This is a genomic window from Streptomyces sp. NPDC055254, from assembly GCF_053606025.1.
The window spans coordinates 141,983-156,699 of sequence record NZ_JBSGQV010000003.1 but is presented as its reverse complement, the minus strand read 5'-3'; the positions used below and the strand labels follow the sequence as shown (position 1 = coordinate 156,699).

Sequence of the window (14,717 nt, the reverse complement as noted above, 5' to 3'; positions counted from 1 at the left end):
CCATCCGCCGCATGAACGACGACGTGCGCAACATCGTGCTCGGGGTGATAGCCACCGCACTCAGCGGCGGGGTCGGCTGGTGTGCCCGGACCTACCTGTGGCGCCGTACGCTGCGCCGCAAGCAGGCGTTCTTCGGGCTGCCGACGGGCTCCGACTGCCTCTTCGTGGTCAACCGGCAGATGGGCGGCACCGATTCCTCGCTGCACCGCAACGACGCCTTCGCGCTGCTGGAGATCTCCGCCCTGATCAAGGACTGCGGGGCGAACGTGCAGATCATCACCCACGAGGCCCGCCAGGGCTTCGGCGAGCGCGCCGAGTTCTGTGTCGGCGGCCCGGTCTCCAACGCCCGTACCGCGGCGCACCTGAGCTCCATGCTGCCGGGGGTGCGGGTCGACGTGTCCGGGGAGCCCGGCCCGGACCGGGGGGCCATCTTCGTGGCTGACGAGACGTACCGCTGGGAGAAGGGCGTGGTCGAGTTCGTGCTGCTGGCGCGGCTGACGACGGGCCGGGGCGCCCGGCCGGTGTTCCTGCTGTCGGGGCAGACCGCCAACAGCAACCAGGCCGGCGCCCGCTATCTGGCCCGGCACCACAGGGCACTGGCCCGCAAGTACGGCGACTCGTCCTTCTGCCTCGTCCTCAAGGTCGTCAACTCCGACGCCTACGGGCCCGACGTGACGGAGCTGGAGGCGGACGTCACCGGCGCGGCCCGGACACCCGCAGCGGCAGCCGTGTGATCCCGTTGATGAAGTTCGAGACCAGCCTGCGCGGCGGACCCGCGAGTTCGGGCGGGGGCAGGGCGGCCCGCCACTCCTCGTACAGGGTGCGCAGCTGGAGCCGGGCGAAGTGGGCGCCGAGGCACACGTGCGGCCCGTCCCCGAAGGAGACGTGCGCATTGGGCGAGCGCCCGAGGTCGAGGCGCGCGGGGTCGGTGAAGACGCGCTCGTCGTGGTTGGCGGAGGCGTGGAAGACCACCACCTTGTCACCGGCCCGGATGCGCCGCCCGGCCAGTACGGTGTCGACGGCCGCGGTGCGGCGGAAGCTGAGCACCGGCGGGTGGACCCGCAGGAGTTCCTCGACGGCCGGGTCCACCGCCACCCGGCCGTCGGCCAGGCGCCGGTAGGCGTCCGGGTCGCGGGCTAGGGCGAGCAGGCCGCCGGGGGCCGCCCCGCGCACGGTGTCGTTGCCCGCGACGGTCAACAGGAAGAAGAACATCTCCAGCTCGGCCGGGTCGAGTCCGCCCAGGGCGAGGGCCGTCATCACGTCGTCGCCGGGGTGCGCGCGCTTGCGGGCGGCCAGATCGCGGGCGTACGCGAACATCTCCCCGAGCAGGGCCGGGGAGCGCGGGTCGAGCGGTGTGCCGTCCGGGCCCGTCAGGGGCGCGGGCGCGTCCTCGGGGTCCTGGTAGCCGATGACCCGTACGGTCCACTCCAGCAGCAGCGCCCGGTCGGCGGCCGGCACGCCCAGCAGGTCGGTGAGGTTGAGCAGGGCGTACTCGTCGGTGACGGCGCGCACGATGTCGACGGCGCCGTCCTCGGCCTTCTCGCGGGCGCCGGCCAGCAGCGACCGAGCGCGTTCGCGGACCCGTCCGGCGAAGGCGTCGACGCGGGCGGGGGTGAAGGAGCGGGCGACGAGCCGGCGCAGCCGGCCGTGGTCCGGGGGGTCCTGGTTGAGCATGGTGCGGCGCAGGAACGGCAGGTCGGCCGGGTCGGGGTCGCGGATCTGGGTGGCGCCCAGCCAGGAGGAGTACGTGCGGTGGTCGCGCAGGACCCGTACGACGTCGGCGTGCCGGGTGACGGCCCAGAAGCCCGGTCCGGCGGGCCATCCCAGCACCTCCGGTTCGGGCTGCCAGGCCACCGGGTCGGTGTCGCGCAGGATGCGGTAGCGCGCGTGCGGGATCCCCTCGGCGTAGACGCGGGGGTCGAAGACGTCGGGCGGGGCCGGGGCGTGGTCCATGCGGCCACGGTGACCGGTGCGGCGCCCCGCCCGCAAGGGCGCGGCGCCGGTCGCGCGCGCGACCGGGGTCAGCGCCGCAGGTCGCACATGGCGGGTTCGAGGACGGTGTCGGTCCCCTGCACGGTGACCTCGCTGAGGGTCCCCGGGGTCACGGCGAAGCCGAGGGTGCAGACGATCTGGCCGACGCCCAGTTCCGACAGGTCCCCCACCTTGAACGGGACCCGGGCGCGCACCCGGCCCTCCGCGGTGTGCTCGATCTCCGTGCTCATCGCTTCCTGGGCGGGGACCTGGGGCAGCTCGGTGGTGAGCCCGGCCGCGCGGGCCGGGGCGCCGCGCCCGGTCAGCAGCACCGACAGGAGCGCGGGGGGCTTGATCGTGTATCCCTCCAGCGCCAGTGGGGCCGGCACCAGCCGCCCGGTCTCCTTGTTCACGTAGTACAGGACCGGCCCGTCGGCGGCGCCCGGGACGACCACGGTGGCGGCGTGGCCGCTGTCGATCACGCCGGTGGGCTTGATGCCGCAGGCGCCGAGCAGCAGTGTGCCGACCAGGGCGAGGACGGCGGTCGCGGTCTTCTTCGCTCCGCTCACGGCCCTGCCTCCAGCGGCATGTCGAGGGTGAAGACGGCGCCACCGGCGGGCCCGTTGGCCGCCCGGAGCGTACCGCCGTGCAGATGGACGTTCTCCTGCGTGATGGCGAGACCGAGGCCGCTGCCCGCGGAGCGGGTGCGGGCGGCGTCGGCCTTGAAGAACCGGTCGAAGATGTGCGGCAGCACCTCGGGGGCGATGCCGGGCCCGCTGTCGGCGACCTCGATCAGCAGCCGCTCCCCCGCGGGGCCCGGCGCGGTCCGCACGGTGATCCGTACCGGGGCGCCGCCGTGCCGCAGGGCGTTGCCGACGAGGTTGGCGAGGACCACGTCGAAGCGCCGGGGGTCGAGCCGGGCGCGGACCAGGTGCGGCAACTCGGCGCGGACCTCGTCGCCGTCCCAGTGACGGCGTTCCAGGGTCTTGCCGACGGCCTCGGCGATGTCCACGTCGTCGAGGTTGAGCTCGGCGGCGCGGGCGTCGAAGCGGGAGATCTCCATCAGGTCCTCGACGAGGACGGCCAGCTTGCCGGTCTCGGCGCTGATCAGGCGCAGGGCCTTGGCGGTGTCGGGGTCCAGGCCCGCGGCGTCCTCGTCGAGGACCTCGGTGACGGCGAGCATCCCGGCGAGCGGGGTGCGCAGCTCGTGCGAGACGTCGGAGGCGAAGCGGCGGGCCCGGGACTCCGCCTCCCGTAGCTCGGTCACCGAGTGTTCGAGGGCGCGGGCGGTCTCGTTGAAGGTGCGGGCGAGCCCGGCGAGTTCGTCGGCGCCCCGGACCTCGATACGGGTGTCCAGGCGGCCCCGGCCGAGCCGCTGGGCGGCGCGGCGCATGTCGCGCACCGGCCGCAGCACGCTGCGCGCGGCCAGCAGGGCCGGGACGACGGCGATGGCCAGGCCGGGGACGGCACCCTGCTGGGCGGCCGTGACCATGGCCTGGACCGTCTGGTTCTCGGCGGTCAGCGCCATGCTGGCGAAGAAGACGGCCCCCGTGGGCTCGCGGAGCCCGCCGTGCTCGAAGACGGCGGCGACACCGACCGTCAGGTACGGATTGCCGTTGCGGTCCTCGACACGTTGGAACGCGCCGTACTGGTTGGTGCGGACCTTGTCGCGCAGCCGGTCGGTGACCACGGTGGAGGTCGGCGAGGTGATGTTGGAAGAGGCGCGCAGGCCGCCGTACTCGCCGAAGACGATCCAGGGATGCGGCTTGCCCCGCTTGCCCAGGTCCGTGACGATGCGCTGGAGCTCCTGCTGGTCCAGGGGGAGGCGCATCTGCTGCTGCTCGACCTGGTCCCGCAGGGTGCTGACGGCGGTGTCCTGGGACTGCTTGAGGATCGCGTTGCGCGCCTGCTGGTAGGTCAGGGCGGCCGTGGTCACCGCGCAGATCGCGGCGACCAGCAGGAAGGCCCCGATCAGCCGGGTGCGCAGGCCGAGCGGCGCCGCCCTTCTCACTCCGCGACCCCTACAGGGGACCGAAGCGGTAGCCGAAGCCCCGCACGGTCTGTATGTAGCGGGGGGCGGCGTCGGGGTCCTCTATCTTGTGGCGCAGCCGGCGCACGCAGGCGTCCACCAGCCGCGCGTCGGCGTGGTAGCTGTGCTCCCACACGTACTCCAGGAGCTGCTGGCGGGAGAAGACCTGCTCGGGGGAGGCCGACAGGTGCAGCAGGAGCTTGATCTCGCTGGGGGCGAGGGCGACGCGCTCGCCGTTCTTGGAGACGGTCAGTCCTGCCCGGTCGATGGCCAGTTCGGCGTGGTGCTCGACGTCGGGGCGGATCCCCACCGGGTCGGCGAGCCGGCGCAGGACGGCCCTGACCCGGGCCTCGATGACCTCGGTGCGGGCGGGCTTGACGATGTAGTCGTCGGCGCCGGCCTCCAGGCCGACGACGATGTCGAAGTCGTCGCCGCGCGCGGTGAGCATGATGATGGGGACCTCGCTGGTCTCCCGGATGCGGCGGCAGACCTGTACGCCGTTCATCCCGGGCAGCATCAGGTCGAGCAGTACGAGTTCGGGCCGGAAGCCCGCCATCAGGGCGAGCCCCGCCTCGCCGGTCTCGGCGGCGCTCACCTCGTGGCCGCGGCGGCGCAGGCCCAGTCCCACCCCTTCCCTGATGGAAGGGTCGTCCTCGATCAGCAGTACGCGTGGCATCCGGTCATTTTCCAAAGAGGTTCGGGGCTCTTCCTCGCGCTAACGGCCGGTCTTGCGCCGCAGGGAGGCCAGCAGGTCGGTGATCTCCGTCAGGCGCAGCGGCCCGGCGAGGAGGACGACGACGAGCAGCAGGGCGGCGGTTCCCGCCCCCACCGCGGCGAAGTCGCCCCACCGTTCGGCGGCGCGGGCGGCGGCGTACCCGGCGACGGCCGCCGGGGCGCTGGCGACGAGAACCCGCAGGTGGGTCCGTACGGCCGTGGTGCGCCGCTCGGTACGGGTGCCCGCGCGCGGGCCGAGCCGGCGGGCCAGGACGTGGGCGGTCGCGGCCGCGCCGGCGAAGAAGGCGACCGAGGAGGCGGCGGCCATGCCGGTCACCGCCCAGCGCGGGGGGAGCAGGAAGTACGCGGCGGCCGACAGGCCCGCGTTGAGCGCGGCGACCACCAGGTTCAGGAAGAACGGGGTCCGGGTGTCGGAGAGCGCGTAGAAGCCGCGCGAGAGGACGTACTGGGCGGAGAAGGCGATCAGGCCGGGCGCGAAGGCGACGAGGATGCCCGCCATCACCTCGATGTCGGCGGCGCCGGTGCGGCCGTACTCGAAGACGGAGCCCATCACCCAGGGGGCGAGGGCGGCGAAGAGCGCGGCGGCCGGCACGACCAGGGCCGCGCTGGAGCGCAGCGCGTACGAGACGTCCCGGCGGACGGCGGTGAGGTCGCCGTCGGAGGCCGCGGCGCTCATCCGGGGCATCAGCGCGGTCACGAGCGAGACGGTGATGATGCCCTGGGGGACGATCCACAGCTGGTAGGCGTTGCTGTAGGCCGTGTACCCGGCGCCCGGGAGGCCCGCCAGGTCGGCCCGGGCGCCGGTGGTGGTGGAGAGCCGGGTGACGACCCAGTAGGCGATCTGGTTGGTGAGGACGAGCATGACCAGCCAGCCCGCGTTGCGCAGCGGGCGGCCGAGGCCGCTGCCGCGCCAGTCGAAGCGGGGGCGCCAGCGGAAGCGGGCGGCGCGCAGGGAGGGGAGGAGGGCGAGGGCCTGGAGGACGATGCCGGCGGTGGTGCCGAGGCCCAGCAGCCGGGTTTCCCCGGCGGTCAGGCCGTGTTCCGCGTCGTGGGCGACGTAGAGGAAGAGGCCGAAGACTGCGATGATCACGAAGTTGTTGAGGACCGGGGTCCACATCATGGCGCCGAACCGGCCGCGCGCGTTCAGCACCTGGCCGAGCAGGGTGAAGAGGCCGTAGAAGAGGATCTGCGGCAGGCAGTAGCGGGCCAGCGCGACGGTGGTGCTCTCCTGGGCCCCGCTGTAGCCGGTGTACAGCGACACGATCAGGGGGGCGGCGAGGACCGCGGCCGCCGTGATGGCCACCAGCACGACCGTGCAGGCGGTCAGCAGCCGGTCGGTGTAGGCGGCGCCGCCGTCCTCGTGCTCCTTCGCGGCCCGGACCAGCTCCGGCACGAAGACGGCGTTGAGCGCGCCGCCCACGAGCAGGATGTAGATGATGTTCGGGACCGTGTTGGCCACCGCGTAGCTGTCGCCGAGCAGGCCGACGCCCAGCGCCGCGACGACGACGGCGGAACGGACGAAGCCGGTGGCGCGGGAGACGATCGAACCGGCCGCCATGAGCGCGCCGCTGCGGAGCACCGAGGTCTTGGGCGGCGCCGCGGCCCGCTGGGCCGGGGAGTCTGCGGTGGGCCCGGTCGATTGCCGCCCGGTCGATTGCCGCCCGACCGGTCGCTGCCCGGCCGGTTGCCGCTCGGCCGGGGTGTGCTCGGCCGCGGCGGACGCCGCGGCGGTGGTGCCGTTGCTCACCGGCGGGCCAGGTACGCCTGGAAGGCCTTGTACAACGCCGTGTTGGTGTGTCCGTCCATCGGGGTCTCCCACTCGCCGAGCGTCTCGACGACCTGCCCGCCGGTGCCGAGCTTCCAGCGCAGCAACCCGAAAGAACGTTCGTCGGGGTCAAGGGTGGAGGGTACCCCGCGCATGTCGTACTCGTCCGCGCCGAGGGCGTGGGCGTCACCCATCATCCGCCACTGCAGGGCGTTGCTGGGACGGACCTCGCGCCGGTGGTCGGCGGAGGCGCCGGTCTGGTACCAGACCCGGCTTCCCGCGACGATCATCGTGTGGGCGGCGAGGATCTCGCCCTGGTGGATGCCCAGGTAGAGCCGCATCCGTCCGGGCTGCTCGGCGTTGAGGACGCGGTACTGCCGCTCGTAGTACGCGAGGGAGCGGCCGAGCCGGAAACCGTCGCGTTCCTCGGTGATCCTCAGCAGCCGGTAGAACTCCGGCAGGTCGGCGGCGCTGCCGAGGACCGTCTCCACACCGGCCTTCTTGGCCTTGCGCACATTGCGCCGCCACTCCTGGTTCAGCCCCGACCAGAGGTCTTCGCGCGAGCGGCCCGCCAGCGGGACGCGGAAGACGTGGCGGGGCTGGGCGTCGCCGTCGTCCTCGCCGCCGCAGCGCTTCCAGCCGCGGGTGCGCAGCCGGTCGGCGAGGGCGGAGCCGACCGGATCGACCTCGGTGGCCAGGACGTCGGACAGCTGACGGCCGGGCCCGGTCGCGGACTTGACGGTGGCCGCGTCCCAGCGGCGGTAGGCGGGGGTGGGACCCATCCGGACGGCGAAGGCCCCCGCGGCCCGGAGGTGGCGCAGCAGCGGGGTCAGCCAGTGGTCTATGCGGGGGTCGGACCAGTCGACGACGGGTCCTTCGGGAAGGTAGGCGAAGTATTTCCGGGTGCCTGGGAATTGCCGGTAGAGGACGAGGGCGGCCCCCGCGATTTCCCCGTCCGGGTAGTGCCATCCGACCCTTTCCGAACGCCAGAGGTCCTTCACTTCGGCCCAGGAGGGGTACTGGAGGAAACTCGCCCTCCCGTGCCGGTAAAGGAAGGTCCGGTATTCCGCTACGGACAGCTCACGCACCGTCAGATCCTGCTTGACGTGCTGGAGACGGGGCTGCCGGGCGGTGGTCACGAGCAGTGCACACACGGCTGTCGGCCTTCCTGTGCGTGGGGCGGGGAGATGGCTGCACAGGACTCTCACAGGGGCCCGTGACGGGAGTGAGCGGCGATTGTGACCGGACGATGACCGTTTCGCTGCGGTCCACGTCACAACCGAAAGGAAGAGTTTTTCCCCTGAATACGCAACCTGGAGCCGTCCCGTTCGCTCTCTATTCGCGAAAGACCATTGCATCGGAGGGGTTTCGTTGAGCCGCACACGCCGTACCGCACTGCCGCGCCGTCGGGGCCGCCACGCCATGCTGGCGGGCACCGCACTCCTGGCCGCTGCCCTGACCGCCTGCGGGGGCGGGTCCGGAGCTGCCGGGAGCGGGACCGGCAAGGCCGAGGCGGAGATGAAGCCGAAGTCGGACATGGCGATAGCGGTGAACCTCACGGGTGATCAGGTGAAGGCCGGCGAGCCGGTCACCGTGACCCTGGCCGAGGGCAAGCTCGCGCTGGTGAAGGTGACCGACGGCAAGGGCGGGGAGCTGCCCGGGAAGATAGCCGACGACGGAAGGACCTGGACGTCGGAGCGCAATGCCTCGCCGGGCACGGACTACCGGGTCGAAGCCCAGAACACCGACAGCCAGAGCGCGGCCACCCAGTTCAGGAGCGGCGCCGCCGACAAGGTGAACAAGGTGTCGATCAACATCCCCAAGGGCAGCGTCGTGGGCGTGGCCATGCCCGTCTCGATCGTCTTCGACAACCCGGTGAGCGACAAGGCGGGGGTGGAGAAGCAGCTGAAGGTCACCACCTCGAACAGCACCGAGGGCTCCTGGGGCTGGTTCAAGGACTACAGCGGCAAGGACCGGGTGGACTGGCGCCCCAAGGAGTACTGGAAGTCCGGCACCGAGGTGAAAGTCGACATGAACCTGAACGGGGTGGACTCCGGGCAGGGCGGCGGGCTCTTCGCCAAGGACTACACCACGGAGTTCAAGATCGGCAAGGACCGCCGGATGGAGGTCGGTCTCGACACCAAGAAGATGAAGGTCGTCGAGGACGGTCAGACGGTCAGGACCATCGCGGTCTCGGCCGGCACCCCGGGCGGCAAGAAGGCCTCGTGGTCCGGGAAGATGGTGCTCATGTCCAAGGAGGGCACCATCCGGATGGACTCCCAGACGGTGGGCCTGGGCGATGCCTACGACAAGATGGTCGACTACTCCATGCGCCTGACGTGGTCGGGCATGTACGCGCACGCCGCGCCGTGGAACTCGGCGGACTTCGGCCGCGTCAACTCCAGTTCGGGCTGCGTGGGGATGAGCGACGCCGATGCCGCGTCCTTCTACGCCCAGGTCCAGGTCGGTGACCCGTTCGAGGTGGTCGGCGAGGGCTCCAAGGGCAATGCCGAGATCGGCAACGGCTACGGCGAGTGGAACCTCTCCTGGGACCAGTGGAAGGCCAAGAGCGCGCTGACCGGCGCACCTCAAAACGGCTGACCTCGACTTTCAGTCGGCCGGCGCGCCCGCAGCCGATTCCACTGACCTTCGTTCAATCGTTACCAGCGCGTAACTTACCAATGGGTTACTTCCGGTAACCCGCTCCCGTTACCGTCGGGTCACTTTGACAACCCGGCTTACGCGAGGAGCCATTGATGGAACGCACCACCACCGCCGCGGCCGTGGCGGCCGTGCTGGCGGCAGCCGCCCTGGGCCTGGCCCCCCACCAGGCCCAGGCGGCTCCCGTACCGGCCGCCGCGGCGACCGCCACCACCTCGACCGCTCCCTCCGGGCCGACCTTCCACGACATCCCCGGCTCGGGCGGCATCATCCTCAAGGGCAACGTCTTCACCCCGGCGGGCGCGGAGCCCGGCCGGAAGTACCCGCTCATCGTGCTCCCCACCAGCTGGGGCATGCCGCAGATCGAATACATCGCCCAGGCCAAGAAGCTCGCCGACTCCGGCTACGTCGTGGTCAGTTACACCTCGCGCGGCTTCTGGCTCTCCGGCGGCCAGATCGAGGTCGCCGGCCCGCCGGACGTCGCCGACGTGTCCGCCGTCATCGACTGGGCCCTCGCCCGTACCCCCGCCGACGCGGACCGGATCGGACTCGGCGGCGTTTCGTACGGGGCCGGCATCACCCTGCTGGCCTCCGCGCACGATCCGCGCGTCAAGGCCGTGGTCGCACTCAGCGGCTGGGCCGACCTCATCGAGTCGATCTACTCGGGCCGCACCCAGCACCTCCAGGCCGCAGGACTGCTCGGCGCCGCCGGCTTCCTCACCGGCCGCCCCGGTCCCGAACTCCAGTCGATCCTCACCGACTTCCTCGGCTCCCGGCTCGACCGGGAGCAGCAGATGATCGACTGGGGCAAGAAGCGCTCCGCCTCCGAGCAGGTGGACCGGATCAACGCCAACGGCACCGCCGTCATGCTGGGCAACGCCTGGGGCGACACCATCTTCCCGCCCAACCAGTACGCCGCGTTCTACGAGCGGCTCACGGGCCCCAAGCGCCTGGAGTTCCGCCCCGGGGACCACGCCACCGCCGAGGGGTCCGGCCTGCTCGGCCTGCCCAACGACACCTGGACCAACGCCCACCGCTGGTTCGACCGCTACCTCAAGGGCGAGCGCAACGGCGTGGACACCGAGGCCCCGGTGCAGATCAAGTCCCGCGGCGACGAGGGGTACGAGGGCTACGCCGACTGGAAGTCGGTCGGCTCCGGCGGCACCCTGAAGGTGCCGCTGAACGACAGCGAGCACCTGTTCGCCAATGTCGACTCCGGTGCCAACGGCGGTGTCGTCCTGCTCTCCAGTGTCCTCGACCAGTTCTTCCAGGCGCCCCCGGTCGCCTCGATCCCCCTCCTGCCCCGCGCGTTCGCCGCCGTCTGGCAGTCCGAGCGCTACGCGAGCGAGCGCGAGATCCGCGGCACGGTGAAACTGCACACCACCGTCACGCCCACCAAGTCCGACGGCACCTTCGTCGCGTACCTCTACGACGTCGGCCCGCTCGGCATCGGCAAACTGGTCAGCAACGCCCCGTACACCTTCCACGGCCGCGCCCCCGGCCAGGCGTTCGGCGTGGACCTGGAGCTCTTCTCCACCGCCTACGACGTGCCCGCGGGGCACCGGCTCGCCCTGGTGGTCGACACCGTCGACCCGCTCTACATCGAGCACAACCCCACCGGCGCGCAGCTGACCTTCTCCTCGCCCCGCAGCGATCCCAGCTACGTCTCGGTACCGCTGCGCGAGCAGTGATCCCAGGTGCGGCAGCCGAGCGCGAGGACGGCGAAGGCGCCGGGCGTCAGCCCTCGGAGGCCTCGGCGTACGCCTGACTGAGTTCGGGGGATCCCGTCATCGCCCAGGAGACCCCCGACTCGATCACGTTCAGCTCCCGGCCCGAGGCCATCCGGATCACCGGCTGGCCGTTCGGCCACACCTGCCAGGCGGCGCCCGGGATGGTCCGGATGATCACGGTTCCGAGGTAGAAGCCGGCGTCGTTGCCGAGCCACGGCACGATCTCGGGATCCCGCCGCCAGCGCGGCATCAGCTGGTCGAGGGCCTCCAACGACCCTTGCGTCTCGTCCAGTTCGAGTCCGGTCGCCCTTGCCTGGACGCGCAGCATCTCGCACTCCGAGAACAGCTCGACGATGCCCTCGGGGTCGTCCGCGAGGGCGGCGGCCAGATCCGCGCCCTGTTCCGTTTCGTGCCGGTTCAGCCAGTTGCCCAGGAAAGGGATGTTCATACCGACCAGACTCGCACCAGGATCCGCCGGTGGCCACAGGGCGCGCCTGGATCCCGGACCGGGATCCCGGACCCCGGTCCCGGACCGGGAGATCCCCGAGCCGGATCGGGGCCCGTGAGCGGGCCTACCGGTCGAGGTCGAGGTCCACGACGACGGGCGCGTGGTCGGAAGCCCCCTTGCCCTTGCGCTCCTCGCGGTCCACGTAGGCGTCCGTGACGGCCTTGGTGAAGGGCTCGTTCCCGAAGACCAGGTCGATGCGCATGCCCTTGTTCTTCGGGAAGGCCAGCATCCGGTAGTCCCAGAAGGTGTAGGCGCGGTCGTACTTGAGCGCGCGCGGCAGCACCTCGCTGAGCCCGGCGGCCCGCAGCGCCTCCAGGGCGGCGCGTTCGGCGGGGGTCACGTGCGTGGCGCCGGCGAAGACGGCCGGATCGTAGACGTCCTCGTCGGTGGGGGCCACGTTGAAGTCGCCGAGCACCGCGAAGGGGCGGCCGCCGGCCGCGTCCTCGGCGACGGCGCCGGTCAGCGAGCGGAACCAGTCCAGCTTGTACCCGTAGTGGTCGTGCTCGACCTCGCGGCCGTTGGGCACGTAGACCGACCAGACACGGACCCCGCCGCAGGTGGCGGAGATCGCGCGCGGCTCCTGGACCCCTTCGTAGTCGGGTCCGCCGGGGAGCCCGAGCTCCACGTCCTCCAGGCCGACCTTCGACAGCAGGGCCACGCCGTTCCACCGGCCGGTGGCGTTGACGGCCGACTCGTAGCCCAGCTCGCGCAGCGCGGCGTGCGGGAACTGCTCCGCGGAGCACTTGGTCTCCTGGACGCACAGGACGTCCGTGCCGGAGCTCTCCAGCCAGGCCAGCAGGCGCGGCAGCCGGGCGGTGATCGAGTTGACGTTGTACGTGGCGATACGCATGCGTCCCAACCTACCGCCCGGCACCGACCGTCACAGTTCGGTGCCTTCCCCGGCGGTGAGTCGACGGTGGTCGGAGCCGCCCAGGGCGGCCAGGGCGCCGTCGTAGACGGGGCGGGCGATGTCGGCGAGGTACGCGTCGTGGATGTCGATCGCCCGGCGCGGCTTCACCTCGCGGACGTAGTCGATCACCTCGGAGATCTTGTTCCACGGGGCGTGCACGGGGAGCATCAGGGTCTCCACCGGGGCTCCCGGCACGGTCAGCGCGTCTCCGGGGTGGAAGAGGGAACCGTCCACGAAGTAGCCGACGTTCGTGACCCTCGGCAGGTCGGGGTGGATGACCGCGTGCAGTTCGCCGTGCACCTGGACCTCGAACCCGGCGGCGGTGAAGGTGTCGCCGTGTCCCACGGTGTGCACCCGGCCCGGGTAGGCGGCGGCCAGTTTCTCCGCGACGCTGCGCAGGGTCCACAGCGCGGCCGCCGGGTTCGCGTCGAGGGCGGCCCGCAGCCGGCCCTCCTCGAAGTGGTCGGGGTGCTCGTGCGTGACCAGCAGGGCGTCCGCGCCGAGGCCGGCGTCCGGTTCGCTGAAGGCGCCCGGGTCGATGACGAGCGTGCGCCCGTCCTTCTCCAGTTGGACGCAGGAGTGCAGCCGCTTGGTGAGCTTCATGATCCAAGGCTAGCCCCGGAGCGGGCGGTCCGTCAGGGAGTGGTCGAGGACACCACGTACACCTTGGCGATGCGGGGGTCCGTCAGGTCGACCGTGATGTCCCGGGTGGGGCGCGGGTCGTCCTGCTCCAGGGTGGTGCCGACCCACTCGGTGTGCGGGGTCCAGTCCCAACCGGCGACCGACGTGTCGTGCTCGGAGATCGCGACCCCGGGGGTCAGCTCGTCGCGGCCGCTGCCGACGGAGGCCAGGAACCGGTCCAGCTCGGACGGGCTGACCGCGAACTGCGTGTACAGCCGGCTGGTGCGCCAGTTGTTCGTCTCCAGGAAGCCGACCCGCCAGGCCTGGTCCGGGATGGGCACCTCGTAGATGCTGCGCTGCACCTTGGAGGGCCAGCCGGGGCGCACCTTGGTGGCGCCGACCTTGGCCGCCTTGTCGCGGCCGCTCTGGCGGCTCTGCTGGGCGGAGACGGCGAGGTAGCCCGCCGGGACGCCGACCAGCAGCAGGATGATGATCGCCGTGATCCAGCGGCGCCGGACGACGTGCCTGCGGTCCTCGGCGGGGGGATGGTGCGCGCCGCCCCCGTCGGGAGCGGCGGCCTGGCGGGGCAGGGAGGGCGGTGTCACTGGCTTCCGGTGTCCTTGGGGTCCGACGGGTCCGGGGACCCGGTGGCGTCGCGCCGGCCCAGCTGCGCGTAGCGCTCGTACCGCTCGACCCGCCGCCGGGTGGCGCGGCGGAAGCGGCGGGCGACGAGCCGGGCCAGGTCGGCGGCGCCGACCATGCCGGCCTCCGGCCCGAGCTGGGCCTTGGCGATGCGGGCCTCGGGGCGGTAGCCCCGGCCGGTGAGGTGGCGGCGGAAGGCGTCGCGGGCGGGCCCGATCAGCAGGTCGTCGGCGGCGCTGACGCCGCCGCCGATCACGAAGCAGGACGGGTCGAGGGCGGCGGCGAGATTGGCGATGCCGACGCCCAGCCACTGGCCGATGTCCTGGAGCAGCTCGACGCACATGGCGTCGCCCTCGCGGGCCAGCTCCGTGATGAGCGGCCCGGTGATCTCGTGGACGTTCCCGCCGACCCTGGCGATGATGTTGTACGCGACCGGGGAGTCCGCGGCGGCGAGTTCGCGGGCCTCGCGCACCAGGGCGTTGCCGGAGCTGTACTGCTCCCAGCAGCCCCGGTTGCCGCAGGGGCAGCGGTGCCCGCCGGGGACGACCTGCATGTGGCCGAACTCTCCGGCGACCCCGTACCGGCCGCGCTTGACCTGGCCGCCCTCCAGGATGGCCCCGCCGATGCCGGTACCCAGCGTGATCATGACGAGGTGGTCCTCGCCGCGTCCGGCGCCGAAGCGCCACTCGGCCCAGGCAGCGGTGTTGGCATCGTTGTCGACCATGACCGGGACCGCGAGCCGGGACTGGAGCGCGTCGCGCAGCGGCTCGTCGCGCCAGGCCAGGTGGGGTGCGAAGAGCACGCGGGAGCGGTCGGCGTCCACCCAGCCGGCCGCGCCGATGCCCACCGCGTGCACGTCGTGCCGGTCGGACAGGTCCAGTACCAGCTCGACGATGGTGTCCTCGACGACCTTGGGGCTCTTGGACTTGTCCGGGGTCTCCGTACGGATCTTCTCCAGGATGATGCCGTCGGCGTCGACGACGCCCGCCATCACCTTGGTGCCACCGATGTCGATGCCGACGGTCGGGACGCGGGGGGCGGTCAGGTGCGACCGGCGCTCACGGGTTCCGATGGTCCGCAGGACGGTGCCCCGCGCCGACCCCCGGTGGGCGAGCGTGAAGTCCCGGTACGTGCTCATCGCGTCG

14 protein-coding genes are annotated in these 14,717 nt (G+C 72.1%); 3 read left to right on the top strand and 11 right to left on the bottom strand.

All coding sequences use genetic code 11. The features are described from left to right. Nucleotides 1-11 precede the first annotated feature (11 nt). Nucleotides 12-734, top strand: a complete 723-nt coding sequence (locus ACWFQ8_RS04755; protein ID WP_453784736.1) for a hypothetical protein — start codon at nt 12-14, stop codon at nt 732-734. On the opposite strand, the gene ACWFQ8_RS04750 is transcribed toward ACWFQ8_RS04755, so the two are convergent. From ACWFQ8_RS04750 to ACWFQ8_RS04725, 6 genes are all read right to left on the bottom strand, one after another. Then, complete coding sequence (locus tag ACWFQ8_RS04750; protein ID WP_453784735.1) at nt 694-1,953, bottom strand: cytochrome P450; 1,260 nt, start codon at nt 1,951-1,953, stop codon at nt 694-696. The genes ACWFQ8_RS04755 and ACWFQ8_RS04750 overlap by 41 nt on opposite strands. Before the next feature lie 68 nt (nt 1,954-2,021). Continuing rightward, complete coding sequence (locus ACWFQ8_RS04745; RefSeq protein WP_453784734.1) at nt 2,022-2,540, bottom strand: hypothetical protein; 519 nt, start codon at nt 2,538-2,540, stop codon at nt 2,022-2,024. After that, a complete protein-coding gene (locus tag ACWFQ8_RS04740) occupies nt 2,537-3,982 on the bottom strand; it encodes an ATP-binding protein (protein WP_453784733.1) in 1,446 nt (481 codons plus the stop codon). Before ACWFQ8_RS04740 ends, ACWFQ8_RS04745 begins: the two co-directional genes overlap by 4 nt. A gap of 10 nt (nt 3,983-3,992) precedes the next feature. Continuing rightward, a complete protein-coding gene (locus ACWFQ8_RS04735) occupies nt 3,993-4,676 on the bottom strand; it encodes a response regulator (RefSeq protein WP_453784732.1) in 684 nt (227 codons plus the stop codon). A gap of 39 nt (nt 4,677-4,715) precedes the next feature. Next, nucleotides 4,716-6,482, bottom strand: coding sequence for a murein biosynthesis integral membrane protein MurJ (murJ, locus tag ACWFQ8_RS04730; RefSeq protein WP_453784731.1), 1,767 nt, complete (start codon nt 6,480-6,482; stop codon nt 4,716-4,718). Continuing rightward, on the bottom strand, nt 6,479-7,654 hold the full coding sequence (locus ACWFQ8_RS04725; RefSeq protein WP_453784730.1) for a lipid II:glycine glycyltransferase FemX: 1,176 nt from the start codon (nt 7,652-7,654) through the stop codon (nt 6,479-6,481). The genes murJ and ACWFQ8_RS04725 overlap by 4 nt, the downstream gene beginning before the upstream one ends. A 268-nt stretch (nt 7,655-7,922) precedes the next feature. Between ACWFQ8_RS04725 and ACWFQ8_RS04720 the strand changes: the two genes are divergently transcribed. Next, on the top strand, nt 7,923-9,101 hold the full coding sequence (locus ACWFQ8_RS04720; RefSeq protein ID WP_453784875.1) for an Ig-like domain-containing protein: 1,179 nt from the start codon (nt 7,923-7,925) through the stop codon (nt 9,099-9,101). Between the two features lie 155 nt (nt 9,102-9,256). Further along, entirely contained in the window at nt 9,257-10,852 is a 1,596-nt protein-coding gene (locus tag ACWFQ8_RS04715) for a CocE/NonD family hydrolase (RefSeq protein WP_453784729.1), read from the top strand. A 46-nt stretch (nt 10,853-10,898) separates the two neighbouring features. On the opposite strand, the gene ACWFQ8_RS04710 is transcribed toward ACWFQ8_RS04715, so the two are convergent. The 5 genes from ACWFQ8_RS04710 to ACWFQ8_RS04690 all read right to left on the bottom strand — a co-directional run bounded on the left by ACWFQ8_RS04710 (nt 10,899) and on the right by ACWFQ8_RS04690 (nt 14,710). Continuing rightward, a complete protein-coding gene (locus ACWFQ8_RS04710; protein WP_453784728.1) occupies nt 10,899-11,339 on the bottom strand; it encodes a DUF6278 family protein in 441 nt (146 codons plus the stop codon). A gap of 124 nt (nt 11,340-11,463) precedes the next feature. Further along, the gene (locus ACWFQ8_RS04705; RefSeq protein ID WP_453784727.1) at nt 11,464-12,249 is read right to left on the bottom strand and encodes an exodeoxyribonuclease III; all 786 of its coding nucleotides are present in this window, start codon (nt 12,247-12,249) and stop codon (nt 11,464-11,466) included. A 30-nt stretch (nt 12,250-12,279) separates the two neighbouring features. After that, complete coding sequence (locus ACWFQ8_RS04700; RefSeq protein WP_453784726.1) at nt 12,280-12,912, bottom strand: MBL fold metallo-hydrolase; 633 nt, start codon at nt 12,910-12,912, stop codon at nt 12,280-12,282. Between the two features lie 32 nt (nt 12,913-12,944). After that, nucleotides 12,945-13,535 (bottom strand): hypothetical protein, encoded by a 591-nt coding sequence (locus ACWFQ8_RS04695; RefSeq protein ID WP_453784725.1) that lies wholly within the window; start codon nt 13,533-13,535, stop codon nt 12,945-12,947. Then, nucleotides 13,532-14,710, bottom strand: a complete 1,179-nt coding sequence (locus tag ACWFQ8_RS04690; protein WP_453784724.1) for an ROK family glucokinase — start codon at nt 14,708-14,710, stop codon at nt 13,532-13,534. Before ACWFQ8_RS04690 ends, ACWFQ8_RS04695 begins: the two co-directional genes overlap by 4 nt. Between the last annotated feature and the right edge of the window lie 7 nt (nt 14,711-14,717).